The following is a 23,860-nucleotide window of genomic DNA, read 5'->3' as shown; positions in this document are numbered from 1 at the left end:
CTTCGTCTTGGAGTCGTTTCGACGCTTAAGCGGCCAGTTCTTCCTGGTTCGCCTTCTTCGCGCCGAGTTCGCCCAGTGCGCGCTTGTATTCCGTCGGGAACACCTTCACGAACTGGCGGCGCGCAGCATCCCAGTTTTCGAGCAGCGCCTTGGCGCGCGACGAACCCGTGAACTGGAAGTGACGCTCGACGAGTCCCTTGAGCAGCGCTTCGTCGGTCTGGCCCGCGTGCCACAGCGCGCGGTCCACGGTGCGCTCCTGTTCGGCCTGTTGCAGCACCGGATCGAGCGCGACCATCGACTTGTTGCACTTGCCGGCGAAGGTGCCTTCCGGGTCGTACACGTAGGCGATGCCGCCCGACATGCCCGCCGCGAAGTTACGGCCCGTTTCGCCCAGCACGACCACCGTGCCGCCCGTCATGTATTCGCAGCCGTGGTCGCCCGTGCCTTCGACAACGGCCGTCGCGCCCGAGTTACGCACCGCGAAACGCTCGCCCGCCACGCCGCGCAGGAAGGCTTCGCCTTCGAGAGCGCCGTACATCACCGTGTTGCCGCAGATGATGTTTTCTTCGGACTTGCCGCGGAAGTCGTTGGTCGGACGAATGATGATGCGCCCGCCCGAGAGGCCCTTGCCGACGTAGTCGTTGCCGTCGCCCACGAGGTCCAGCGTGATGCCGCGTGCGAGGAACGCGCCGAAGCTCTGGCCCGCCGTGCCCTTCAACTGGATGTGGATCGTGTCTTCCGGCAGACCGTCGTGGCCATACTTCTTCGCGACGACGCCCGAAAGCATCGCGCCGACCGTGCGGTTCACGTTGCGCACCGGCTGGATGAACGACACATGCTCGCCCGTTTCGATCGCAGCCTTCGCCTTCTCGATCAGCGTGTGATCGAGCGCGCGGTCCAGGCCGTGGTCCTGCGTATCCACATGCTTCTTCGCGACTTCGGCGCCCACTTGCGGCTGATAGAACACGCGCGAGAAGTCGAGACCCTTGGCCTTCCAGTGCTCCACGCCACGGCGCGTATCGAGCAGATCCGCGCGGCCGACCAGATCGTCGAACTTGCGGATGCCCAGATTCGCCATGATTTCGCGCACTTCTTCGGCGATGAAGAAGAAGAAGTTGACGACGTGCTCGGGCTGGCCCGAGAACTTCGCGCGCAGCACCGGATCTTGCGTGGCAACGCCGACCGGGCAGGTGTTCAGGTGGCACTTGCGCATCATGATGCAGCCCTGCACGACGAGCGGCGCCGTCGCGAAGCCGAATTCGTCCGCGCCGAGCAGCGCGCCGATCACCACGTCGCGGCCCGTCTTCATCTGGCCGTCGGCCTGCACGCGAATGCGGCCGCGCAACTGGTTCAGCACGAGCGTCTGCTGCGTTTCGGCGAGGCCGAGTTCCCACGGCGTGCCAGCGTGCTTGAGCGACGAGAGCGGCGAGGCGCCCGTGCCGCCGTCGTGACCGGCGATCACGACGTGGTCGGCCTTGGCCTTCGCCACGCCCGCAGCGACCGTGCCCACGCCCACTTCCGACACCAGCTTCACCGAGATCGACGACACCGGGTTCACGTTCTTCAGATCGTGAATCAGTTGCGCCAGGTCCTCGATCGAATAGATGTCGTGGTGCGGCGGCGGCGAGATGAGGCCCACGCCCGGCACCGAGTAACGCAGCTTGCCGATGTACTCCGAAACCTTGTGGCCGGGCAACTGACCGCCCTCGCCCGGTTTCGCGCCCTGCGCCATCTTGATCTGGATCTGGTCAGCCGACGACAGATACTCCGCCGACACGCCGAAGCGCCCCGACGCGACCTGCTTGATCTTCGAGCGCAGCGAGTCACCGTCCTTCAGCGGGATGTCCTTGACGACTTCCTCGCCGATGATCGAACGCATCGTGTCGCCGTTCTTGATCGGAATGCCGCGCAGTTCGTTGCGATAACGCTTCTCGTCTTCGCCGCCCTCGCCCGTGTTCGACTTGCCGCCGATGCGGTTCATCGCGACCGCGAGCGTAGCGTGCGCTTCCGTGCTGATCGAGCCGAGCGACATTGCGCCAGTCGCAAAGCGCTTGACGATTTCCTTGGCCGGTTCGACGTCGTCGATCGAAATCGCGCGCGCCGGGTCGATACGGAATTCGAACAAGCCGCGGAACGTCATGTGACGCTTGGTCTGATCGTTGATCAGGTGCGCGTATTCCTTGTACGTCTGATACGAGTTGCTGCGCGCCGAGTGCTGGAGCTTGGCGATCGCGTCCGGCGTCCACATGTGGTCTTCGCCGCGCACGCGGTACGCGTACTCGCCGCCCGCGTCGAGCATGTTGGCGAGAACCGGGTTGTCGCCGAATGCGTCGCGGTGCAGGCGGATCGCTTCCTCCGCCACTTCGAAGAGGCCAATGCCGCCCACCTTCGAGGCCGTGCCCTTGAAGTACTTGGCGATGAGATCGTCAGCCAGACCGACCGCTTCGAAAATCTGCGCGCCCGTGTACGACATGTACGTGGAGATGCCCATCTTCGACATCACCTTGAGCAGGCCCTTGCCCACCGCCTTGGTGAAGTTGTAGACGGCCTTCTCCGGCGAGAGATCGCCCTTCAGGCCCTGCGCCATCTGCGCGAGCGTTTCCATCGCGAGGTACGGGTGCACGGCTTCCGCGCCGAAACCGGCGAGCAGCGCGAAGTGGTGCGTTTCACGCGCCGAACCCGTTTCCACGACGAGACCCGTGCTCGTGCGCAGACCGTGCTGCACGAGGTGCGAGTGGATCGCGGAGGTAGCGAGCAGCGCCGGAATCGCGACGTTGTCGCGGTCCGCGCGGCGGTCCGAGACGATCAGGATGTTGTAGCCCGACTTGACCGCATCGACGGCTTCCGCGCACAGCGACGCGAGACGCGCCTCGATGCCTTCCTTGCCCCAGGCCACCGGATAGCAGATGTTCAGCTCGTAGCTGCTGAACTTGCCGCCCGTGTACTGCTCGATCGCGCGGATCTTCGCGATGTCCTTGAAGTCGAGCACCGGCTGCGACACTTCGAGACGCATCGGCGGGTTGATGTTGTTCGTGTCGAGCAGGTTCGGCTTCGGGCCGATGAACGACACGAGCGACATCACCATGTTTTCGCGGATCGGGTCGATCGGCGGGTTCGTGACCTGCGCGAAGAGCTGCTTGAAGTAGTTGTAGAGCGTCTTGTTCTTGTTGGACATGACCGCCAGCGGCGAGTCGTTGCCCATCGACCCCACCGCTTCTTCGCCCGACATCGCCATCGGCGCCATCAGGAACTTGAGGTCTTCCTGCGTGTAGCCGAACGCCTGCTGACGGTCGAGCAGCGCGGCGGCTTCGGCGCGTGCCGTGGCCACGTCTTCCGCCTTCGGCTCGATTTCGTCGAGCTTGATGCGCACCGCGTCGATCCAGCTCTTGTACGGCTTGGCGTTGGCGAGGTTGTCCTTGAGTTCCTTGTCGTCGATGATGCGGCCGTGTTCCATGTCGATCAGGAACATCTTGCCCGGCTGCAGGCGCCACTTCTTGACGATCTTCGATTCGGGAATGGGCAGCGTGCCCGCTTCCGACGCCATGATGACGAGGTCGTCGTCGGTGACGATGTAGCGCGCCGGACGCAGACCGTTACGGTCGAGCGTCGCGCCGATCTGGCGGCCGTCCGTGAAGGCGATCGCGGCGGGGCCGTCCCACGGCTCCATCATGGCGGCGTGGTATTCGTAGAACGCCTTGCGGTTCTCGTCCATCAGCGTGTGCTGTTCCCAGGCTTCCGGGATCATCATCATCATCGCGTGGACGAGCGGATAACCCGCCATCACCAGCAGTTCGAGACAGTTGTCGAACGATGCCGTATCCGACTGGCCCGGATAGATCAGCGGCCAGAGCTTCGGCAGGTCGTCGCCGAGCACGTGCGAGGCGATCGCGCCGGTACGGGCGTTCAGCCAGTTCACGTTGCCCTTCACGGTGTTGATTTCACCGTTGTGGGCGATCATGCGGTACGGGTGAGCCAGTTCCCACGCCGGGAACGTGTTGGTCGAGAAGCGCTGGTGCACGAGCGCCAGCGCGGAAACGACGCGCTCGTCCTGCAGGTCGCGGTAGTACACGCCGACCTGACCCGCCAGCAGCAGACCCTTGTAGACGACCGTGCGCGCCGAGCACGACGGCACGAAGTATTCCTTGCCGTGCTTGAGCTTGAGCGCCTGGATGCGGTGGCTCGCGGTCTTGCGGATGATGTACAGCTTGCGCTCGAGCGCGTCCGTCACCATCACGTCCTTGCCGCGGCCGATGAAGATCTGGCGGATCAGCGGCTCGCTCGCCTTCACCGTGGGCGAGATCGGCATGGCGTGGTCGACCGGCACGTCGCGCCAGCCCAGCACGACCTGGCCTTCGGCGCGCACCGTGCGCTCGAGTTCCTGTTCGCACGCGAGACGCGAAGCGTGCTCCTTCGGCAGGAAGATCATGCCGACGCCGTATTCGCCGAACGGCGGCAGCGTCACGCCCTGCTTGGCCATTTCCTCGCGATAGAACGCGTCCGGAATCTGGATCAGGATGCCCGCGCCGTCGCCCATGAGCGGATCGGCACCCACGGCGCCCCGATGGTCGAGGTTTTCGAGAATCTTCAGGCCTTGCTGAATGATTTCGTGGCTCTTCTTGCCCTTGATATGGGCGACGAAGCCAACGCCGCAGGCGTCGTGTTCGTTTTGCGGGTCATAGAGACCTTGCGCGGCGGGCACCGCGGCGCGCTGCTGGTGATCGTTCATGGGGACACCGTCGAGTAAGGCCGTTTCCGGCCGTTGAATCCATTCTTTTTTACGCCGTGTGCGTGACCGCTGTACGGCGTTGCGGGGGCGATACCAGCTTCCCGCGTTATGCGCCCAGGAGAGCCGAAAGGCGAATATACGCGACGAATCAAGGGCATGCAAATAAAACGTCATGTTCGAACCCCAATTATCGACTTGGTGCATCCGCACATTTTTTTATTGGTTCCATATCATTTAAGGGCAAAAGAAAACGGCATCCGGAGATGCCGTTTATCTCGTAACCCGTTGATCCAGAAACCAATCAGTGGGTGCCGGTGCCCGGCTTACGTTCTTCGTGCCCCGAACTGGAACCTCCCGAGCCGCTGCCACCCGAGCCCTGCGAGGTGCCGGAATGGCTTGTCGAGCCAGTCGGATTTCCCCCCACTGTTGTAGCCGAACCACTCCCGGCGTGGCCGCCGCCGTGCGTCGAGGTCGAACCGGCGGGAGTGGCGCCGGTGTGCGGCGACGAATGGGGGCCCGATTGGCCGGCGCTGTGACCGGCCGGCTGGCCGCCGCTAGCGGTTGAACCAGCCGCAGGCGTCGAGGCCGCGCTTGCCGTGGCCGCCGCGCCGATTGCGGCCTGCCCTGCCGCAGGCGAGCCCGGCGCTTCGCGCACCTTGCGGGGCCGTCCGCGCGGCAGCGGGGAGACGCGCCGGTTCGCTGTGCGCGACGCCCAATCGCGATACGTGTCGCTGCCGAGCACCCAGCCCTTGAGCGTGGCCTGCATGAGCTGCGTCGTTTCACGTTCGTCGAGCGCCTGTTCGCAGAGTTCGCGATACGCGCGCTGACGCTCGAACGGCGTGTTGCCGAGCGCCCAGTACAGCGGATGGTCTGTGATGAGGCTATCCACGGTCAGGCCGATGTGATGCCGGTAGCTCGACCATCGATAGTCTTCGGGCGCCGTCACGAGATGACTGCGCACCGGTGCAAGCTCGACGACGCGGCTTGCCAGCAGGAAGAAGCGCTCGCCCTCGATGACCGTCGCGCGGTAGCGCCCCTCCCAGAGCGTGCCGCGACGCGCATAGCGCCGGTTGAAATGCGCCACGTAGCGCCTGCCGACCGCCTGCATTGCCTTGGGCAGGCTGGATTCGTCGGAAGGCGTGACGAGCAGTTGGACCGCGCCGGGCATCAAAACCCACGCATGAACCGCCAGATGGTGATCGCGCGCCGCGGCCTTCAGGCAGTCGATGAACAGTTCGTAGTCCTGGTCATCGACGAACGCGGGCTGCTGATCGAGTCCGCGCAGAATCACATGCTGCGGCTGATCGGGAACATAAAGACGTGCAAGCCGTGCCATGCTCGATTTTCCTGGTTCCGTTGGTGAATACCCGCAGACCCGCCAGGCCCCACCAGCGCTAGTTCTCGCTGGCATGCGGCTTCGGCGGAAAGCTCGCGGCGCTTAGTAAAAAAGCTCTAACGGTCGCGTATGGTTTGTTGCAAACGTTGTGTTCATAATGAGCGGGCCTTTCATGGAGGAGCATTAATATGAAATTAAAACAGGCGCTGGCAGGGGCCGCCGCGCTCGCCAGTTTCACGGCAGCACACGCACAATCCGCACATACGTTTTACGTCACCACCGGCTGGTTCCGCTTCATGCCGCAGGACACCAGCGACTCGCTCAAGATCGACAGCGTGGGCGGTTCGCCCGTCAATATGGCGATTCCGGGCACGGGCGCCAGTGTCGGCTCCGCCGACACCCTCGGTGTCTCTCTCGGTTACTACATTACCGACCACTTCGCTACCGAAGCCGAACTGGGCATTCCGCCGAAGTTCGACATTTCGGGCGGGGGCACTCTCAGCAGCTTCGGCAAGGTCGGCTCGGCGAAACTCTGGAGCCCCGCGCTGCTGTTCAAGTACTACTTCAACAGCCCTGAAGCAAAATTCCGTCCTTACCTCGGCGTTGGCGTGACCTACGCCTGGTTCACCGACGCGAAGATTACCAACGGCGCCTTCGAACAGGGCGTGCTTGGGGGTCCGACCAGTGTTACCACGGATCGTTCCTGGGCCCCCGTGTTTAACCTGGGCTTCAACTACAACTTCACGAAGCACTGGTTCGCCGGTTTCTCGCTCTCCTACATTCCGATCAACGTGACCGCCACGTACCACACGACGCTGAACAACCAGTTCGGGACCCAGCGCGTCGCGGAATCGAAGATTCACCTGAACCCGCTCGTCACTTACCTGAAGGTCGGCTACAACTTCTAACGCGCTGCGGCGCTCCGCACCATCTCGCGCCGGCCCTTCGCCTCGCCCCTGCGGCATCGGGCGAAGGGCTGCGTTTTCCGCCCCGCCGTTTCCTCCCGGCCCGCGCGTCTCCATCGAATTTTCCCCGCTCATCGCATGGGCTTATCCTGATTCTATGCCTCTGCGAAAAAGCGTGCTGTCCCCGTAATCACCTCTTTTGTCGCCCGCGAGCGAAGCCCCCGCCTGGCGGGCCATTGCGCCGAAGTCGCTGCGCTCGTTCAAGTCTCGGGCACCGGAATTGCGCAATACTTTCATTCCGGTCCTCGCCTTTTTGCGCCTTTTTTCGTGCGCGCTGCGGCGAGCCTTTACCTGTGACTTTTCAACGACGGAGCCATACACATGAGCGCCTTTCCGAACACGCGAGAAGCCCTCGGAGATTCCTGGACGCGCACGGGCCGCCACGCGCGGCGCATTGCGCGTCGCGGCCGCAGCGCCGCCGCCGATATCACCGACGAGTTGCGTGATCTGCTCGCCGAGCTGGAAAACACGCTAGGCGATGGAACCCAGGCCGATGCCGCCGCGCTGCGTACCGACATTCGCAAGCGCCTCGACGCCGCTCGCGAGCGGCTCGAAGTGGCGCGCGCCGCCGCGCGCGACCATGCGGACGCCGCCATTGCCGGCGCGGACGACTACGTGCATCGCAACCCGTGGCAAGCCCTCGCGGTCGTCGGCGGCGTGGCGCTGGTGTTGGGTGCGCTGATGGCGCGCCGCTGATCGAGGTACCAGGCGCTGGCCGTGCGGCCAAACCTCAAGCGTCCAGCGCCTGTGGCCCGATCAGGTCGATACGGTCCGTGCAGATCGTATCGACGCCCCAGTTCACGAGCTGCCGCGCGCGCTCGAGGTCGTTCACCGTGTAGGCGAGGATGAAGAGTCCCGCCGATTTGATACGGGCGACAAGTGCCTCGTCCAGATGACGATGGCTCGCATGGAGCGAGACGCAGCCCAGCGCTGCGGTCTGCTCGCGCCAGTCGGCGGGCACGTGCTCGAATAGCAGGCCGCGCGGCAGGTTCGGCGCGCTCTCGCGCGCCGCCTCCAGCGCCGTATAGGAGAACGAGGACAGCAAAGGCTGCGCCTTTTCCGCTCCCTTCCCCGCTCCCTTCCATAGACGCGCCGTTTCGGCGCCGACGATGCGCCCGGTTTCCACGTCGCGGCCCGAGCAGGGCTTGATTTCCACGTTCGCCGCGAGGCCCAGCTCAAGGCAACACGCGGCGACTTGCGCGATTGTCGGCATCGGCTCGCCGGCAAAACGTGCATCCCGCCAGCTACCCGCGTCCAGCGCCGCAAGCTCCGCGTAGCGCATGCTCGCCGCCGCGCCGTGGCCGTTCGACGTCCGCTCGACCGTGTCGTCGTGCAGCAGAAAAGCAACGTTGTCCGCGGACAGCTTGGCGTCGAACTCGACCAGCCTATGGCCGTAGCTCGCGCCGGTGCGCAGACCCGCCAACGTGTTTTCGGGCGCGAGCGTGCCGCCCCCTCGATGCGCGGCAACGCGCGGATACGGCCAGGACTTGATCAAATGGGCTCCGAAATCGGCAGGCGCAGCGAGGTGCGGCGAGTCGCGCGCTCAAACGTCGTCGGAGACGACGAAGAGACGGCGGTACTCCTTCAAGGCATAGCGGTCGGTCATGCCCGCGATGTAATGCGCGATCAGCCGCGGCTGCGCGGCGGCGTCGTGCGTCTGGTACGGTGGCGGCAAGAGGCGCGGGTCGTCGCTGAACGCATCGAACAAGCCCTTCACCACGCGCCGCGCCTTGTTGGCCATGCGCATCACCCGATAGTGGCGGTACAGGTTGCGGTAGAGGAAGCGCTTGAGCGCGGCCGCCTGCGCGGCCACGCGCTCGCTGTGCGCGACGAGCGGACGCGCCGCGCGCACGTCGTCGACCGACTGCGGGGCGCACTCGGCGAGATTGCGCCGCGTCTGCCCGATCAGATCGACGATCAGCGTGTTGATGATGCGCCGCACCGTCTCGTGAACCAGCCGGCGGCCCTCGATCTGCGGATATTCGGCGCGCGCGGCGTCGTAATGCGTCTGCCAGAGTTCGACTTCGGCGAGCTGCTCGATGGTGAGCAGGCCCGAGCGCAGGCCGTCGTCGACGTCGTGGTTGTTGTAGGCGATTTCGTCGGCGATGTTGGCGATCTGCGCTTCGATCGACGGTTGCCGGCCGAGCAGAAAACGCTCGCCCAGCTCGCCGAGCCGCCGCGCATGCTCGCGCGAGCAGTGCTTGAGAATGCCTTCGCGCGTTTCGAAACACAGGTTCAGGCCGTCGAACGCGCCGTAGTGCTCTTCGAGTTCGTCCACGACGGCCAGGCTTTGCAGATTGTGTTCGAAGCCGCCGTGCTCGCGCATGCACTCGTTGAGCGCGTCCTGGCCCGCATGGCCGAACGGCGTATGGCCGAGGTCGTGCGCGAGCGAGATCGCTTCGACCAGATCCTCGTTCACGCGCAGGTTGCGGGCGACCGAGCGGGCGATCTGCGCGACTTCCAGGCTGTGCGTGAGCCGCGTGCGAAAGAGATCGCCTTCGTGGTTCACGAAAACCTGGGTCTTGTATTCGAGACGCCGAAACGCCGTGGAATGGACGATGCGGTCGCGGTCGCGCTGGAAATCGCTGCGCGCGGCAGGCGGCGGTTCAGGATAGCGCCGCCCGCGCGAGCGCGAGGCGTGCGCCGCGTAAGGCGCGAGGCCCGCCTCGAACGACACGGCCAGCGCGGCGTCACCGTCACGCGCATCGCTGTGTTCCTGAACACTACGGGGATCACCACGGGGATCACTACGGTTATCGCTGCGGGTGTCGCTCACCGTTCCTCCGCAAGGGGTTGTCGCCAGCGGCTCGTCAGTTTTGCGTGGCAGCGGCAAGCGTGGCCTGCACGGTTTCGTCGGGCGCGCGGCCGATATGCGTCTCGCCAAAGCGCTTGAGCAGGATGAACTTGATCGCGCCGCCCTCGGCCTTCTTGTCGACCTGCATCAGCTCGACGTAGCGGTCGGCGCCGAGCGCGGGCGCGCGCACCGGCAGCTTCGCGGCCTCGACTACGCGCACGAGGCGCGCGCGCGACGCTTCGTCCAGCATGCCCATGCGCACGGACAGATCCGCCGCCATCACCATGCCGCAGCCGACAGCCTCGCCGTGCAGCCACTCGCCGTAACCGAGCCCGGCCTCGATCGCATGGCCGAACGTGTGGCCGAAGTTGAGGATGGCGCGCAGACCGCCCTCGCGCTCGTCGGCGGCTACGACCGATGCCTTGATCTCGCACGAGCGCTTGACCGCGTGCGCGAGCGCCTGCGGCTCGCAGCGGTTGAGCGCCTCGACGTTGGCTTCGATCCAGTCGAAAAATCCGGCGTCGGCGATCGCGCCGGTCTTGATGACTTCAGCGATGCCCGCCGCCAGTTCGCGCTCAGGCAGCGTGGCGAGCGCACCGATGTCGGCGATGACGGCTTGCGGCTGGTAGAACGCGCCGATCATGTTCTTGCCGAGCGGATGATTGATGCCCGTCTTGCCGCCCACCGAGGAATCGACCTGCGAAAGCAACGTGGTAGGCACCTGGATGAACGGCACGCCGCGCATGTAGCAGGCGGCGGCGAAACCCGTCATGTCGCCCGTCACGCCGCCGCCTAGCGCGATAAGCGTGGTCTTGCGGTCCGCGCGCGAGGTGAGCAGCGCGTCGAAGATTTCGTTGAGCGTTTCCCAGTTCTTGTGCGCCTCGCCGTCGGGCAACACCACCGTGCTGACGTCCTTGCCGAGCGGCGCGAGCGCGGCGCGCAACGTCTCACCGTAAAGCGGATCGACGACGGTGTTCGTCACGATCGTCACCGAACTGCCTGCGATATGGGGCGCGAAAAGCGCTGTCTGACCAATCAGGCCGGAGCCGATATGGATGGGGTAGGCGCGGTCGCCCAGTTCGACGTTGACGGTAATCATGCTCTGAATCGTGTGGGGTTCCTGGTGCGCTGCCTGATATGACTTGCGCCCTACTCGCGCGCCGTGGCTCGCGCGACGCCGGCCATATCGAGCTGCATCAGCACCATGTTGACGAGTCCGTTGACAGAAGGGCGGCCCGTTTCGATCACGAAATCCGCGATTTCGCGATATAGCGGGTCGCGCACTTCGTAAAGCGCTTCGAGCCGCGCCTTGGGGTCTTCGGTTTGCAGGAGCGGGCGGTTCTTGTCGCGCCGCGTGCGCAGCCAAAGGTCGTGCGGATGCGCGCGCAGATACACGACAAAGCCGCGCGCCTTGAGCGCCGCGCGATTCTCGGGCCGCAGCACCGCGCCCCCGCCCGTGGCGAGGACGATGTTTTCGCGGCCCGTCAACTCCTCGATCATCTGGGCCTCGCGGTCGCGAAAGCCCGCTTCGCCTTCGAGTTCGAAGATCACGGGGATGCGCGCGCCGGTGCGCGCCTCGATCTCGTGATCGGAGTCGAAGAACGGACGCTCCAGCCGCCGCGCGACCGCCCGGCCCACGGTCGTCTTGCCGGCGCCCATGAGCCCTACGAAAAATACATTGGCGTTTGCGTCCCGCACTTGCAGCGTTTCCTACGAAAGGTTGGTGCCGCAGCTTACTGGCAAAGCGGCGGCGTTGTCGAGCCTGCGGCGCCCGGGTTCCGGCCCCGTAAAGGCGCGCCCAGAGGGTTACGCCAGACTCGCAGGCTGAACGAGGGTCAATTCGCCTCCACGACACGCGGCGTGATGAAAACGACCAGTTCGCTACGTTGATCCCGGTGCGCGCGATGCGAAAAAAGCGCGCCCAGAACCGGTATTTTGCCCAGGAGTGGCACACGCGTCACATCTTCGCGGTCATCGGTCGCGTCGATGCCGCCGATCGAGACCGTTCCGCCGTCCTCGATTTCCACGCGCGTCTGCACGTGTTTGGTGTTGATCGCCGGCCCGGCGGCCGTTTGCTCGCCGACGCTGTCCTTCGCCACGTCGAGATCGAGAATCACGCGGCCATCGGGTGTGATCTGCGGCTCGACTTCGAGTTTCAGGCTTGCGCGCCGGAACTGCACGCCAGAAACGCCCTGCCCGACCTTGGCCTGATAAGGCAGCTCCGTGCCCTGCTCGACAACAGCCTTCGTGCGGTCCGCGGTTACGACACGCGGACTCGACACCACACGCCCACGCCCTTCGGCTTCGAGCGCGCTCAACTGAATGTCGAGCAGGCGCGTGGCGCGCGCGGCCAGCAGCGTGAGCCCGAGGCCTGCCGCCTCGAAGCCGGAAATCGGGCCTGCCGCAAGATCGTAGACCGTGCCGTTCGCACCGCCTGCGCTGAGGCCGCGGGCGGGCGTGCCGTCCGCGTTGACCGGGGTCACGCCAAGACGCACGCCCAGCTCGCGCGAAAGTCCCTCGTCTCCCTCGACGATGCGCGCCTCAATCAGCACCTGGCGCGCCGGCGCATCGAGCCGCCGCACCAGTTCACCGATCTGGTCGAGTCGCGCCGGCAAATCGGTGACGAACAGGAGGTTCGTGCGCGCGTCCGCTACCGCCGTTCCGCGCTTCGACAATGCGCGCTGTGCGCCCGAGCCCGTCAGGAACCGGCGCAAGTCCTCGGCGCGTGCGTAATGCAATTCGAACGAGCGGCTTGCAAGCGGTTCCAGTTCCGCGGCCCGGGCGTGCGCCTCGTAACGCTGGCGCTCGCGCGCCGCCACTTCGGCAGCGGGGGCGACCCAGATCACGTCGCCGATGCGCGACATCGCAAGGCCGTTTGCTTCCAGCAGCAGATCAAACGCGGTACGCCACGGCACACGGTCGAGGCGCAGCGTCACCTGAGCGTGCGCACGCTCGCTTGCGACGATATTGAGCCTGGTGAACTGGGCGAACGCGTGCAGAACGGCCGTGAGTTCAGCGCGCTGGAAATTGAGCGTGATCGGCCGGTCGGGCGGCAGGCCGTCGTTGGCTGCCGCGGGATCGCCAAGGCGCAGCGGCTCGCGCATGGGCACCGGCGGCCCTTCGAGCGGCGGCGCCGGGGCGTCGCTGCCGGGTTGATGCGACGGCAGGCCGGCCGGCGTCACGGCCTGGGCGCGGTCCGCGCTGGTGGGCGAGCCGTCTTCAGGCGTGGCGTCGGGCGCAGGCGCATCGCGGCCTGCCGTGAACGGATTGGCGATCCACTGCGATGCTGCTGGCTCGTCCGCGCCGTCGGGTAACGGCGGCGCTTCGTAGCGCGCGAGCGCGACCGGCAGGCGACCCAATCCGGGCTGCGGTAACGGCACCGCGGCCGAAGCAGCGCACCCGGCGACGCCAATCAACGCGCCCAGGAGACGAACCTTCCACTTGAGGGCGCTCATTTCACCGCCTCCGCCCAGCCGAGCGTGCGCGTCGTCCCGCCCGCCTCGACGACGACTCGCGCAGGCCCGATTTCCAGCACGCGGGCGTCGCCGATCGCCTCGCCCGCCCGCACGGTTACGACACCCTCGGGCGTTTCCACGAGCGCAACAATCCGCTGCCGATCCTGGAGGATGCCGGTCAGGCGCCATCCATCTTCCGCGCTCCCGGCCGCCGTCGCGTGAGCGATCGGGTCGCGCGCCGTCTCTCCGGCAGACGCCGCCAGCGCCACAGCGGGCAGCGCATCGTACACACGCAAGGTCGCCGAGATCGACAGCCCCGCTCCGCCGCGCCGGATCGTCAGTTCGGATGGCGCCATGAGCGCGGGCTCGCGCGCCAACCCTTCGAGCAGGCCGCGCAGTTGCGCGAAGCTGCCTTGCGCGATCAGCTTGAGCGACCGGAACGCCTCGGCATGCGCGCCGCCCGCAGGACCCGGTTCCAGCACATGCAGCACGAGGCCCGATTGCGCGGCGAGTTGCGAAACGCGGCGAATGTCGTCGGCGGAATTGCCGGCATGCGGCGCGTGGGAAGTCGTTCGCGCTGCGGCTTCGCGCAGCGCGGGCAGGCGGGCCAGGACCTGGCGGCCGTCGCCGTAGCGCTTTCGTGCCTCCTCCAGCGCTGCGCGCGCGGCATGTACGCCAAGTGGATCCGCGACGACACAGGCGACGCTCGCCGCAACGAGAGCCAGCACAGCAATCGTCAGGGCGACCGCCAGCCGGCGTCGGGCGCGCCACGCATGAAGCGGCGGCCATCCGCGCAACGCATTGCCCGCGCGTGCCCCGGCCAGAACGCGTCCATGCTCCTTTCCCGAATGCGCGGACATCGTGCTCATGTCGCCTCCTTCGCCGCAGCGCCGCTCGACGCTCGCGGTGCGCCCGCACCCGGCGCGGCGCTCGCGCCTTGCCAGACGAGATGCGCGGCCACGCGAATCGGCTGCCCGTCGGACGCACGCTCGCGCGCAGCGCCGGGCGGCACGCCGCGCTTGAGTTCGCGCACGCTCACGGCTTCGACATCGGGCAGCGCGCGCAGCCGGCCCAGCCACGCTGCAGCCGCCGATTCGTCGGCCGCGCTTGCCTGCAGATCGGTCTCGTCGGCGGACTGCGCGAGCTGCTGCAAGCCGACGCCAGGCGGCACGTCGCTCGCCAGCGCATCTGCGAGGGCGAAAAAGCGCGACGTAGCCCGCGCGTACCGCCGGGCGAGTTGTTCGCCGACGCGACGCGCTTCACCCTCTCGCGCAAGACGCCCGGCTTCCGCGAGCGGTGCACGCCACTGCGCGAGCGGCCGTTCGAGCGCCTCGCGTCGAGCCTCGAGCGCGCTGCATTCCACACGCTGCCAAAGCACGACGCCCAGTGCGCACACGCAACCGCCAAGCGCCGCGGCGCCCCATTCGATCAAACGCAGCCGACCCAGCCTGCGGATGGCTCGCTGCCGCCACGGCAGCAAATTGAATCCGCCGATGGCCCGCCGCGGAAGTACGCGCCCGCCACGCGCGGGCGTCATTCCGCCACCCCGCGCAACGCGAGCCCGAATGCAACCGCGCACGCCGGATCGTGCAAGAGCGTCGCAGCGAGCGGCCACTCGATATCGGCCAGCGGTCCGCATTCGAAGGGCAGCACCGGCGCGCCCAGCGCGTCGCCGATGTCGGCCAGCGTGAAGTTCACGCCGCGCAGCATGGCAAGCTCGCCGGAGACCTGCACGCAGCCGGCCTGCTCGCCGTCGACGAGGTCGCGCAGCGCTTCCACGAGATCCGCATGTTCGAGCGCGGGAAAGCGCATGTGCCGCACGACCGAGTCGTCGACGAGCAACCAGCCGTGCACGCCTTCCGGGCCAACCCAGATCGCCACCCAAGGCTCGTGCGGCGGCAACTCGTACATGGCTGCGTGCCGCATGGCGCGCAACGCGGCGTGCGCCTCGTCGTCCATGGCGCACAGGGTGATGCCCGCCATGGCCGCGCACTCGATGCGGGCTTCGAGATGCTGTCGCGCCGTCGCCGCGATCATCACCTGCGCTTCGTGGCTGCGCGGCGTGGCCGGCAGCACGCTCCAGTCGACCGCCAGCTCGCCGCGCTCCATGCCCGCCACGCGTTCCGCCTCGGCCAGCACGAGCGGCTCGAGGGCGGCGTGAATGCCTGATTCGTCCATCGCGCCCGCTGGCGCAAGACGCGCGAGCGGCACGGTCGCGACGAACGTCGCGCTCGGGGGCATCGCCATGGCGCAACGCAGCGACGCTGCGGCGCTGGCTCGCGGCAATTCGCTAAACGCGCCGCGAAGCGCCGCGACGATGGCCGCCCGGTCGACGATCTCCGCGCCCGCAAGCGCCTCGCGCGCGAGCGGCGCGCTCGCCAGCCATTCGAGGCGAACCGGCCCCGCCCCGACAATGCGCTGGCTCAACACCACGAGCGTGACGCCTCGCGCGCCCAGATCCACGCCCGCAGCAAAGCGGCGCGCGCCCAACAACACCGGATTCCCGAAACCCATCGCATTCCTCCCGTACGTCCGTGCGCCGCAAACCGTTCGCGACGCGTCGATGGGGAAATTGTGCGAATCGGGACGACTCACGAATACTCGGCCGAACGGCTAACGATCGGCCCAGGCGCTACCCACGCGCGAGGGGCGCGATTACAGTGCCTATATCCGCGGAAGCTGCGCACAAGCGCGGGCGCAAACCGCGGGTTGCAGGCTCGCTCGCACCGCTCATGTAAGCATCTCGAAAGCCCGCGGGCGAGCGGCGGCTATAATCGCGGGACCGTTTTTCTGGTGTTCGTATGCAAGATCAGCTTCCTTCGTCCGTACCGCCTTCCACGCCGCCCGAGCCGCCGCGGCGGCGCAAGCGCCCGTGGTGGGCCACGCTGCTGATCGCCTTTTTCGGCCTCATCTTCGCCGGCGCGGTGTGCGTGGCGCTCGTGCTCGGCTACGCGCTCGTGGTGGCGACGCCGAACCTGCCATCGCTCGAGGCGCTCACCGACTATCGTCCGAAGGTGCCGCTGCGCATCTACACGCGCGACCATGTGCTGATCGGCGAATTTGGCGAGGAACGGCGCGACGTCGTCCACTTCCAGGACGTGCCCGAGAACCTCAAGAAGGCCATTCTGGCCATCGAAGACGCGCGCTTCTACGACCACGGCGGCGTCGATCTCGCCGGCATCGCGCGTGCGGGCTTCGTCGCGCTCACCAATGGCCATGCCACTCAAGGCGCCAGCACGATCACCATGCAGGTGGCGCGCAACTTCTTCCTTTCGAGCGAAAAGACCTATACGCGCAAGATTTACGAGATGCTGCTCGCCTACAAGATCGAGTCGAAGCTCTCGAAGGATCAGATTCTCGAGGTCTACATGAATCAGATCTATCTGGGGCAGCGCGCGTACGGCTTCGCGAGCGCGGCGCGCGTGTACTTCGGAAAGGATCTGAAAGATCTCACGCTCGCGGAATGCGCGATGCTGGCAGGCCTGCCCAAGGCGCCGTCGGCCTATAACCCCGTCGTCAATCCGAAGCGGGCGAAGGTGCGCCAGGAGTACATCCTCGAGCGCATGCTCGAACTGCACTACATCACCCAGCAGCAGTACGACGAAGCGGCGGCGCAACCGCTCGTCGTCAAGGGTGCGGGCAAGGAATACAGCGTCCACGCCGAATACGTCGCGGAAATGGTGCGCCAGATGATGTACGCGCAGTACCACGAGGAGGCGTACACGCGCGGGCTGAACGTCGTCACGACCATCGATTCCGCCGATCAGGACGTCGCCTATCGCGCATTGCGCCGCGGGCTGATGGATTACGAGCGGCGTCACGGCTATCGCGGGCCCGAGGCATTCATCGACTTGCCCACGGACAACGACGAGCGCGAGCAGGCCATCGACGACGCACTCGTCGAGCACCCCGACAACGGCGAACTCGTGGCTGCCGTGGTGACGGCGGCGAGCCCGAGGGAAGTGCGCGCCACGTTCATGGACGGCAACACCACGAGCATCACCGGCGACGGCCTGCGCTTCGCCCAGTTCGCGCTGAGCGCGCGCGCGCAGCCGTCGCAGAAAATCCGGCCGGGCGCGATTATCCGCGTGGCGCGCAACAACGCGGGCGAATGGTCGATCACGCAGTTGCCGCAGATCGAAGGCGCGTTCATCTCGATCGTGCCGCAGGACGGCTCGATCCGCGCGCTCGTGGGCGGCTTCGACTTCAACAAGAACAAGTTCAACCACGTCACCCAGGCGTGGCGCCAGCCGGGTTCGAGCTTCAAGCCGTTCATCTATTCGGCGTCGCTCGACAAGGGGCTCGGACCGGCAACCATCATCAACGACGCGCCGCTCTTCTTCAGCGCCGCCGAAACGGGCGGCCAGGCGTGGGAGCCGAAGAACTACGGCGGCGGCTTCGACGGCCCCATGAGCATGCGCACGGCGCTCATGAAATCGAAGAACCTCGTGTCGATCCGCATCCTCAACCACATCGGCACGAAGTACGCGCAGCAGTACATCACCCACTTCGGCTTCGACGCCGAGAGGCATCCCGCCTACCTGCCGATGGCGCTCGGCGCGGGTCTCGTCACGCCCTTGCAGATGGCCGCCGGCTACTCGGTGTTCGCCAACGGCGGCTATCGCGTGAATCCGTATCTGATCGCCGAGGTCACCGACCAGCGCGGCATGGTGGTGGCCCAGGCGCAGCCGCTCGTGGCCGGGCAGAACGCTCCGCGCGCGATCGACCCACGCAACGCGTACATCATGAACAGCCTCTTGCAGAGCGTGGCGCAGCGCGGCACGGGCGCGAAGTCGAACGTCCTCAAGCGCACCGACCTGGGCGGCAAGACAGGCACGACCAACGACTCGCGCGACGCGTGGTTCGCGGGCTTTCAGCACACGCTGGCCGCCATCGCGTGGATCGGCTACGACAACCCGCGCAGCCTCGGCGACAAGGAAACGGGCGGCGGTCTCGCGCTGCCTGTGTGGATCGATTACATGCAGAAGGCGCTGAACGGCGTGCCCGAGTACAAGATGGCAATGCCGGACGGCATCGTCACGCTCGGCGACGAGTTGTACTACGCCGACGCCACGCCGGGGCACGGCTTCGTCTCGACGGTGGGCATCAGCCAGGCGGCGCTCGAAGCGTCGGCGAGCGGGGCATCGGGCGCGGACAGCGCCGACTCCGCGGGCGCCGCGCCCGCGCCCGAGCACGTGAACGCGAAAGAGAAGGAAGACATCATGAATCTGTTCCGCGGGCACTGAAGCTCGCCGGAACCGAAGCCACGAAAAACGGGCGCCAGCTTTTCAACTGGCGCCCGTCGTTTTTTACGTACTCGCGTTTGGTGCGTTTATGGCTCGAACCGCACCGGCTCGCCTGCCTGTTCCGTCGCGTAGGCCGTGAGCGCCGAGAAAAATTCGGTGCCCGTGCGCGTGTCGCGCCATTCGCCGTCGATGAAGCGATAGTGGAAACCGCCAGCCTTCGCCGCGATCCAGATTTCGCGCATCGGCGGCTGAAGATTCACGATGATCTTCGTTCGATTTTCGAATTCGAGCGTCAGAACGTTGCCGCTGCGCTCCAGTTCGATGTCCGCTGCGGACTCGTCCACGGCCCGCTCCACGGCCGCCAGCACGGCCTCCGCGCGGCTCAGGTAGTCATTGTCTGGCATGCTAAACTCCACCGGTTATTCATTCAGGGACAATTATGCGTGTCATTTCCTGGACGCGCGCAGCGGCCCCCAGCGCGCGGACGTCCCGCGCGATTCTAGCGGCTTTTGCGATCAGCGCTGTCGCGCTCGCGGGCTGCGGCCAGCGCGGCGCGCTCTACATGCCCACCGTGCCGCCGCTTCCGCCCAAGCCCAATTTCGAAACCGCGCAGCCGGAAACCGCCGCGCCCGCCAGCGCGCCCGAGTCTGTCTCGGAACCCGTCGGCACGATTCCCGACACATCCGGCACGCCGCTCTCGTTGTCCCCGGACCCTGAACTCAGCACCGCCCCCGCGACCACCGAAGGCCCGCAACCGGCTTCCGATGCCACGCCAACCCAGTAAAACGCTCGCATGACCCAGTCCGCTTTTCACCGTGACAACGGCACGCTCTTCGTAGAAGGCGTCCCGGCCGCCGAACTCGCCGCACAGTACGGCACGCCGCTCTACGTGTACTCGCGCGCGGCGCTCACCGCCGCCTGGCACGCCTACGCCGACGCCTGCGCCGGCCGCCGCGCCAAGGTGCACGTCGCGGTCAAAGCCAACAGCAATCTCGCGGTGCTCAACGTGTTCGCGCGCGAAGGCGCGGGCTTCGACATCGTTTCGGCGGGAGAACTCGCCCGCGTGCTCGCGGCAGGCGGGAAAGCGCAGGACGTGGTGTTCTCGGGCGTCGGCAAGACCGCCGGCGAAATGCGCGAAGCGCTCGAAGCGGGCGTGAAGTGCTTCAACGTCGAATCGATTCCCGAACTCGATCGCCTGAACGACGTGGCCGGCAAACTCGGCAAGACGGCGCCGGTTTCGCTGCGCGTGAACCCGGACGTGGATCCGAAAACGCATCCGTACATTTCCACCGGCCTGAAGGCGAACAAGTTCGGCGTGGCGTTCGACGAAGCACGCGCGACGTACCGCGCGGCGGCGGCGATGCCGCATCTCGAAGTGGTCGGCATCGACTGCCACATCGGCTCGCAGATCACCGAAATCGCGCCGTATCTCGACGCCATCGACAAACTGCTCGAACTCGTCGACCAGATCGAAGCCGACGGCGTGAGCATCCGCCACATCGACGTGGGCGGCGGCCTCGGCATCACCTACGACGACGAAACGCCGCCCGACATCGGCGAATTCGTGCGCACGGTGCTCGACCGCATCGAAGCGTATGGCGAGAAAACGGGCAAGTCCCGCGAGGTGTACTTCGAGCCGGGCCGCTCGCTCGTGGGCAACGCGGGCATCCTGCTCACCACGGTCGAGTTCCTGAAGCCGGGCTCGGAAAAGAACTTCGCGATCGTCGACGCCGCGATGAACGACCTCGCGCGCCCCGCCATGTACGACGCGTATCACGCGATGGAGCCGGTCGTCGAGCGCCATTCGGCGCCGCAAACCTACGACGTCGTCGGCCCGGTGTGCGAAAGCGGCGACTGGCTGGGCCGCGCTCGCTCGCTCGCGATCGAACCGGGCGACGTGCTCGCGATTCGTTCGGCAGGCGCATACGGCTTCGTGATGAGTTCGAACTACAACACGCGTGCGCGCGCGGCTGAAGTGATGGTCGACGGCACGCGCGTGCATCTCGCGCGCGAGCGCGAAAACGTGGCGCAGTTGTTCGCGAGCGAGCGCGTGCTGCCGGACTGAGTCTTTCGCGCGGCGCTCATCCATGTAAAAAGCGACGCCGCGGCGTCGCTTTTTGTTGTCCGCCCGCGCGCTGCGCTCAGGCAGCGCCGGAACCGAGGCGCGAGGCGCGCCATCGCGCAAGCAGCCACACGGCGAGGCGCCAGCCCAGCAGCACGACCATGATCGCGCCGTACAGCTTGGGCAGCACGAGGTCGTGCTTGCCCGCTTTCATCCACCAGAAGTGCAGGATCGCCAGCACGCCGATCGCGTAGATGAGCCGATGCAGCGTCTGCCAGCGGCGCCCTAGCCGGCGCGCTATCGCGCGCGTTGACGTGACGGCGAGCGGAATCAGCAGCACGAACGCCGCGAAGCCCACGGTGATGAACGGCCGCTTGCCCACGTCCTTGAACATCGCGGCGACGTCGAACCACTTGTCGAACCAGATGTAGGTCGTGAAGTGCAGCGCCGCGTAGAAAAACGCGAAGAGGCCCAGCATGCGCCGAAAGCGGAGCAGCGTGTTCCAGCCGGTGAGGCGGCGCAGCGGCGTGACGGCAAGCGTGATGCAGAGGAACACCAGCGTCCAGAGCCCCGTGGAACGCGTGATGAACTCGATCGGATTCGCGCCGAGCCCACCCGTGAAGCCGAACAGCACGAGGCGCGCGAGCGGATACCATGCCGCGACGAACACCACCGCCTTCGCCCACGGCAGCCAGCGCGGGCCGCTCACGCCCGCCTTGCGCGCAGGACGCGCCTGAGCCGCCCCCATGCGCGCGGCGGCCTGCGGTGTCGTCGATTCCATTTCTCGCTCCATCAAGCTCGTAGCCTAAAAGTTCTTGCGCAGATCCATGCCCTGATACATCGACGCCACGAGGTCGCCGTAGCCGTTGTACATGAGCGTCTTGCGCTTGGGCTGAAAGAAGCCGTCCTCGCCGATGCGCCGCTCGGTCGCCTGGCTCCAGCGCGGGTGATCGACGTTCGGATTCACGTTCGAATAAAAACCGTACTCGTTCGGGGCGTACTTGTTCCAGCTCGTGGGCGGCTGGTTCGCCACGAAGCGGATCTTCACGAGCGACTTCGCGCTCTTGAAGCCGTACTTCCACGGCACGATCACGCGCACGGGCGCACCGTTCTGGTTCGGCAGCACCTGGCCGTACAGACCCACCGTGAGCAGCGTGAGCGGATTCATCGCTTCGTCCATGCGCAGGCCCTCGGAATACGGCCAGTCGAGGATCGGCTCGGCGAGACCCGGCATCTGCGAGGGATCGGCGAGCGTGATGAACTGCACGTAGCGCGCGTTGCCCGTGGGTTGCGCGCGGCGAATCAGTTCGGAGAGCGAAACGCCGATCCACGGCACGACGATCGACCAGCCCTCCACGCAGCGGTGACGGTACACGCGCTCTTCGAGCGGCGCGAGCTTGAGGATCTCGTCGATGTCGTAGACCTTCGGGTTCTTCACCTCGCCCTCGACGCTGAGCTTCCACGGACGCGGCCGCAGCGTGTGCGCGTTCTGCGCCGGATCGCCCTTGTCGGTGCCGAACTCGTAGAAGTTGTTATAGGTCGTGATGTCCTTGTAGGGCGTGACCTTGTCGAGCGCGACGAACCTGGAGTTCGTTTGCGCGGCGAGCTTCTGCGCCTTCGGGTCGCCGGGTGCGTATTCCGCGAGCGCCTCTATCGCGCCGAACGGCCCCGCGATGCCGCCGAGCGCGAGAGCGCCCGCCGCCTTCAGAATGCGCCGACGCTGTTCGTACACCTTTTGCGGCGTGATCTCGCTCGCGGGGATGTCGTCGCCGTTGAGCAAGATCCTGCTGCTCCGCTTGATCCACATATCGCTGCTCCTGCTTCTCGCGTGGCGTGCGCCGCCAGCACATTGATCGTATCTCGACCCGTTCTGCCCGGGATCGACTGGATGGCCGAATGGATAACCTCAAGCGGGCAAACGCGCAATACGCGGAAAACTTCCCGGCGGACGAAAAAAAACCGCCGGAGCGCGAGGCATCCGACGGTTAGTTCGTCTTGCGGGCGGGTTCGGTTACAGCTTGCCGTAGCTGTGCAGGCCCGAAAGGAACATGTTCACGCCGAGGAACGCGAAGGTCGTGACGAGCAGACCCGTGAGCGCCCACCAGGCCGCCACGCCGCCGCGCAGGCCCTTCATGAGGCGCATATGCAGCCACGCCGCGTAGTTGAGCCACACGATCAGCGCCCAGGTTTCCTTCGGGTCCCAGCTCCAGTAGCCGCCCCAGGCCTGCGCGGCCCATAGCGCGCCGAGAATGGTCGCGATGGTGAAGAACGCGAAACCCACGGCGATCGACTTGTACATGACGTCGTCGAGCACTTCGAGCGCGGGCAGGCGGTCCGCCAGCACGCCTCGCTCCTTCATGATGTACGCCACGCCCACCATGGCCGAGAGCGCGAAGCTGCCGTAGCCGATGAAGTTGGCCGGCACGTGGATCTTCATCCACCAGCTTTGCAGCGCGGGCACGAGCGGCTGGATCTGCTGCGCGTCGCGCGAGATCGAATACCACATGAGGAAGCCCACGGCCGCGCTGATCACGAGCAGCACGAAGGCGCCGAGCGCGCGCGTGTTGTAGTGCTTCTCGTAATACAGATAGAAGAGCGCGGTGATGAGGCTGAACAGCACGAACACTTCGTAAAGGTTCGAGATGGGAATGTGGCCGACGTCCGCGCCGATCAGGTAGGACTCGTACCAGCGCACCATCAGGCCGACGAAGCCCATGAGCACCGCCGCCCACGTGAGCTTTGAGCCGATCGAGCCGCCCGAGGGCGAGCGCGAGAGCAGGCCTATCCAGTAGAACAGCGTGCCGAGCACGAACAGCGCGCTCATCCACAGAATGGCCGACTGGCTGGAGAGGAAATATTTGAGGAAGAAGGCCTGGTCGGCGCGCGCGAGGTCGCCCTGGTAGATCTGGATCGCGAAAACCGCGAGCACCGCGATACCGGCCATGAGCAGCCGCGCCGGCTTCCAGCGCCAGCCGAGCACGACGAGCGCCGGCGTCGTGCCGCAGAGCACCAGCTTGTCGTAGTAGTTCATGTGCGCGTGGTAGCGCGACAGCGCGAAGCCCGCGCCCGCCACGAGCGCCAGCGCGAACAGCCAGTCGACCACCGTCAGGCGGCGCAGGAAGGGGCGTTCGTCGAACAGGACGTCGGCCAGGGGATCGTGGGCGTGCGCGGCGGCATTGGCCACCCGCGCACGTTCGGCGCGGCGGGCCTTCGCAGAGGAGGAAACCTGAGACAAGTCCATGGGCTTACCGGTGTTGATCGTGAGTGGCTGCAATC

At 66.3% G+C, this 23,860-nt stretch carries 18 protein-coding genes and 1 pseudogene; 5 read left to right on the top strand and 14 right to left on the bottom strand.

The annotated features are described in order from the left end of the window. Positions 1 to 25: 25 nt before the first annotated feature. Both U5768_RS27890 and U5768_RS27885 read right to left on the bottom strand, forming a co-directional pair. Entirely contained in the window at positions 26 to 4,726 is a 4,701-nt protein-coding gene (locus U5768_RS27890) for a glutamate synthase-related protein (RefSeq protein ID WP_322033557.1), read from the bottom strand. A 646-nt stretch (positions 4,727 to 5,372) separates the two neighbouring features. After that, positions 5,373 to 6,062 (bottom strand): annotated as a pseudogene (locus U5768_RS27885) (transposase); the annotation flags it as partial. Between the two features lie 188 nt (positions 6,063 to 6,250). Here U5768_RS27885 and U5768_RS27880 point away from each other — a divergent pair. Continuing rightward, a complete protein-coding gene (locus tag U5768_RS27880; RefSeq protein ID WP_322033556.1) occupies positions 6,251 to 6,970 on the top strand; it encodes an OmpW/AlkL family protein in 720 nt (239 codons plus the stop codon). Between the two features lie 378 nt (positions 6,971 to 7,348). Further along, on the top strand, positions 7,349 to 7,723 hold the full coding sequence (locus tag U5768_RS27875; protein WP_322033555.1) for a glycine zipper domain-containing protein: 375 nt from the start codon (positions 7,349 to 7,351) through the stop codon (positions 7,721 to 7,723). A 34-nt stretch (positions 7,724 to 7,757) separates the two neighbouring features. On the opposite strand, the gene ugpQ is transcribed toward U5768_RS27875, so the two are convergent. The 8 genes from ugpQ to pilM all read right to left on the bottom strand — a co-directional run bounded on the left by ugpQ (position 7,758) and on the right by pilM (position 15,790). Further along, a complete protein-coding gene (ugpQ, locus tag U5768_RS27870) occupies positions 7,758 to 8,519 on the bottom strand; it encodes a glycerophosphodiester phosphodiesterase (protein ID WP_322033637.1) in 762 nt (253 codons plus the stop codon). A 51-nt stretch (positions 8,520 to 8,570) separates the two neighbouring features. After that, positions 8,571 to 9,710: a deoxyguanosinetriphosphate triphosphohydrolase gene (locus U5768_RS27865; protein ID WP_322033636.1), complete on the bottom strand. Its 1,140-nt coding sequence runs from the start codon at positions 9,708 to 9,710 to the stop codon at positions 8,571 to 8,573. A gap of 127 nt (positions 9,711 to 9,837) precedes the next feature. After that, complete coding sequence (gene aroB / locus U5768_RS27860; protein WP_322033554.1) at positions 9,838 to 10,920, bottom strand: 3-dehydroquinate synthase; 1,083 nt, start codon at positions 10,918 to 10,920, stop codon at positions 9,838 to 9,840. A gap of 50 nt (positions 10,921 to 10,970) precedes the next feature. Further along, positions 10,971 to 11,525 (bottom strand): shikimate kinase AroK, encoded by a 555-nt coding sequence (gene aroK, locus U5768_RS27855; RefSeq protein WP_322033635.1) that lies wholly within the window; start codon positions 11,523 to 11,525, stop codon positions 10,971 to 10,973. Between the two features lie 131 nt (positions 11,526 to 11,656). Beyond that, positions 11,657 to 13,276, bottom strand: a complete 1,620-nt coding sequence (gene pilQ / locus U5768_RS27850) for a type IV pilus secretin PilQ (protein WP_322033553.1) — start codon at positions 13,274 to 13,276, stop codon at positions 11,657 to 11,659. Then, positions 13,273 to 14,145, bottom strand: a complete 873-nt coding sequence (locus tag U5768_RS27845; RefSeq protein ID WP_322033552.1) for a hypothetical protein — start codon at positions 14,143 to 14,145, stop codon at positions 13,273 to 13,275. The genes pilQ and U5768_RS27845 overlap by 4 nt, the downstream gene beginning before the upstream one ends. Next, positions 14,142 to 14,708 (bottom strand): PilN domain-containing protein, encoded by a 567-nt coding sequence (locus tag U5768_RS27840; protein WP_322033551.1) that lies wholly within the window; start codon positions 14,706 to 14,708, stop codon positions 14,142 to 14,144. The genes U5768_RS27845 and U5768_RS27840 overlap by 4 nt, the downstream gene beginning before the upstream one ends. Positions 14,709 to 14,809: 101 nt before the next feature. Beyond that, complete coding sequence (gene pilM, locus U5768_RS27835) at positions 14,810 to 15,790, bottom strand: type IV pilus biogenesis protein PilM (RefSeq protein ID WP_322033550.1); 981 nt, start codon at positions 15,788 to 15,790, stop codon at positions 14,810 to 14,812. A gap of 287 nt (positions 15,791 to 16,077) precedes the next feature. Here pilM and U5768_RS27830 point away from each other — a divergent pair, with 287 nt between their 5' ends. Then, positions 16,078 to 18,522 carry a penicillin-binding protein 1A gene (locus U5768_RS27830; RefSeq protein WP_322033549.1) on the top strand — a complete coding sequence of 815 codons (2,445 nt, stop codon included), beginning with the start codon at positions 16,078 to 16,080 and terminating at the stop codon, positions 18,520 to 18,522. 86 nt (positions 18,523 to 18,608) lie between these two features. On the opposite strand, the gene cyaY is transcribed toward U5768_RS27830, so the two are convergent. Continuing rightward, positions 18,609 to 18,926, bottom strand: coding sequence for an iron donor protein CyaY (gene cyaY, locus U5768_RS27825; RefSeq protein WP_322033548.1), 318 nt, complete (start codon positions 18,924 to 18,926; stop codon positions 18,609 to 18,611). Positions 18,927 to 18,961: 35 nt separating this feature from the next. Between cyaY and lptM the strand changes: the two genes are divergently transcribed. Together lptM and lysA are read left to right on the top strand one after the other, a co-directional pair. Beyond that, complete coding sequence (gene lptM, locus U5768_RS27820; protein ID WP_322033547.1) at positions 18,962 to 19,306, top strand: LPS translocon maturation chaperone LptM; 345 nt, start codon at positions 18,962 to 18,964, stop codon at positions 19,304 to 19,306. 9 nt (positions 19,307 to 19,315) lie between these two features. Continuing rightward, the gene (gene lysA / locus U5768_RS27815) at positions 19,316 to 20,587 is read left to right on the top strand and encodes a diaminopimelate decarboxylase (RefSeq protein WP_322033546.1); all 1,272 of its coding nucleotides are present in this window, start codon (positions 19,316 to 19,318) and stop codon (positions 20,585 to 20,587) included. 76 nt (positions 20,588 to 20,663) lie between these two features. On the opposite strand, the gene msrQ is transcribed toward lysA, so the two are convergent. The 3 genes from msrQ to ccsB form a co-directional block, all read right to left on the bottom strand. Further along, on the bottom strand, positions 20,664 to 21,377 hold the full coding sequence (gene msrQ, locus U5768_RS27810) for a protein-methionine-sulfoxide reductase heme-binding subunit MsrQ (RefSeq protein WP_415913983.1): 714 nt from the start codon (positions 21,375 to 21,377) through the stop codon (positions 20,664 to 20,666). Between the two features lie 12 nt (positions 21,378 to 21,389). Next, positions 21,390 to 22,391 (bottom strand): protein-methionine-sulfoxide reductase catalytic subunit MsrP, encoded by a 1,002-nt coding sequence (msrP, locus tag U5768_RS27805; protein ID WP_322033544.1) that lies wholly within the window; start codon positions 22,389 to 22,391, stop codon positions 21,390 to 21,392. A gap of 204 nt (positions 22,392 to 22,595) precedes the next feature. Further along, complete coding sequence (ccsB, locus tag U5768_RS27800) at positions 22,596 to 23,825, bottom strand: c-type cytochrome biogenesis protein CcsB (protein ID WP_322033543.1); 1,230 nt, start codon at positions 23,823 to 23,825, stop codon at positions 22,596 to 22,598. Between the last annotated feature and the right edge of the window lie 35 nt (positions 23,826 to 23,860).

This window comes from Paraburkholderia sp. J76 (genome assembly GCF_905220295.1).
GTDB lineage: Bacteria > Pseudomonadota > Gammaproteobacteria > Burkholderiales > Burkholderiaceae > Paraburkholderia.
This window is presented reverse-complemented; position numbering and strand designations above follow the sequence as displayed.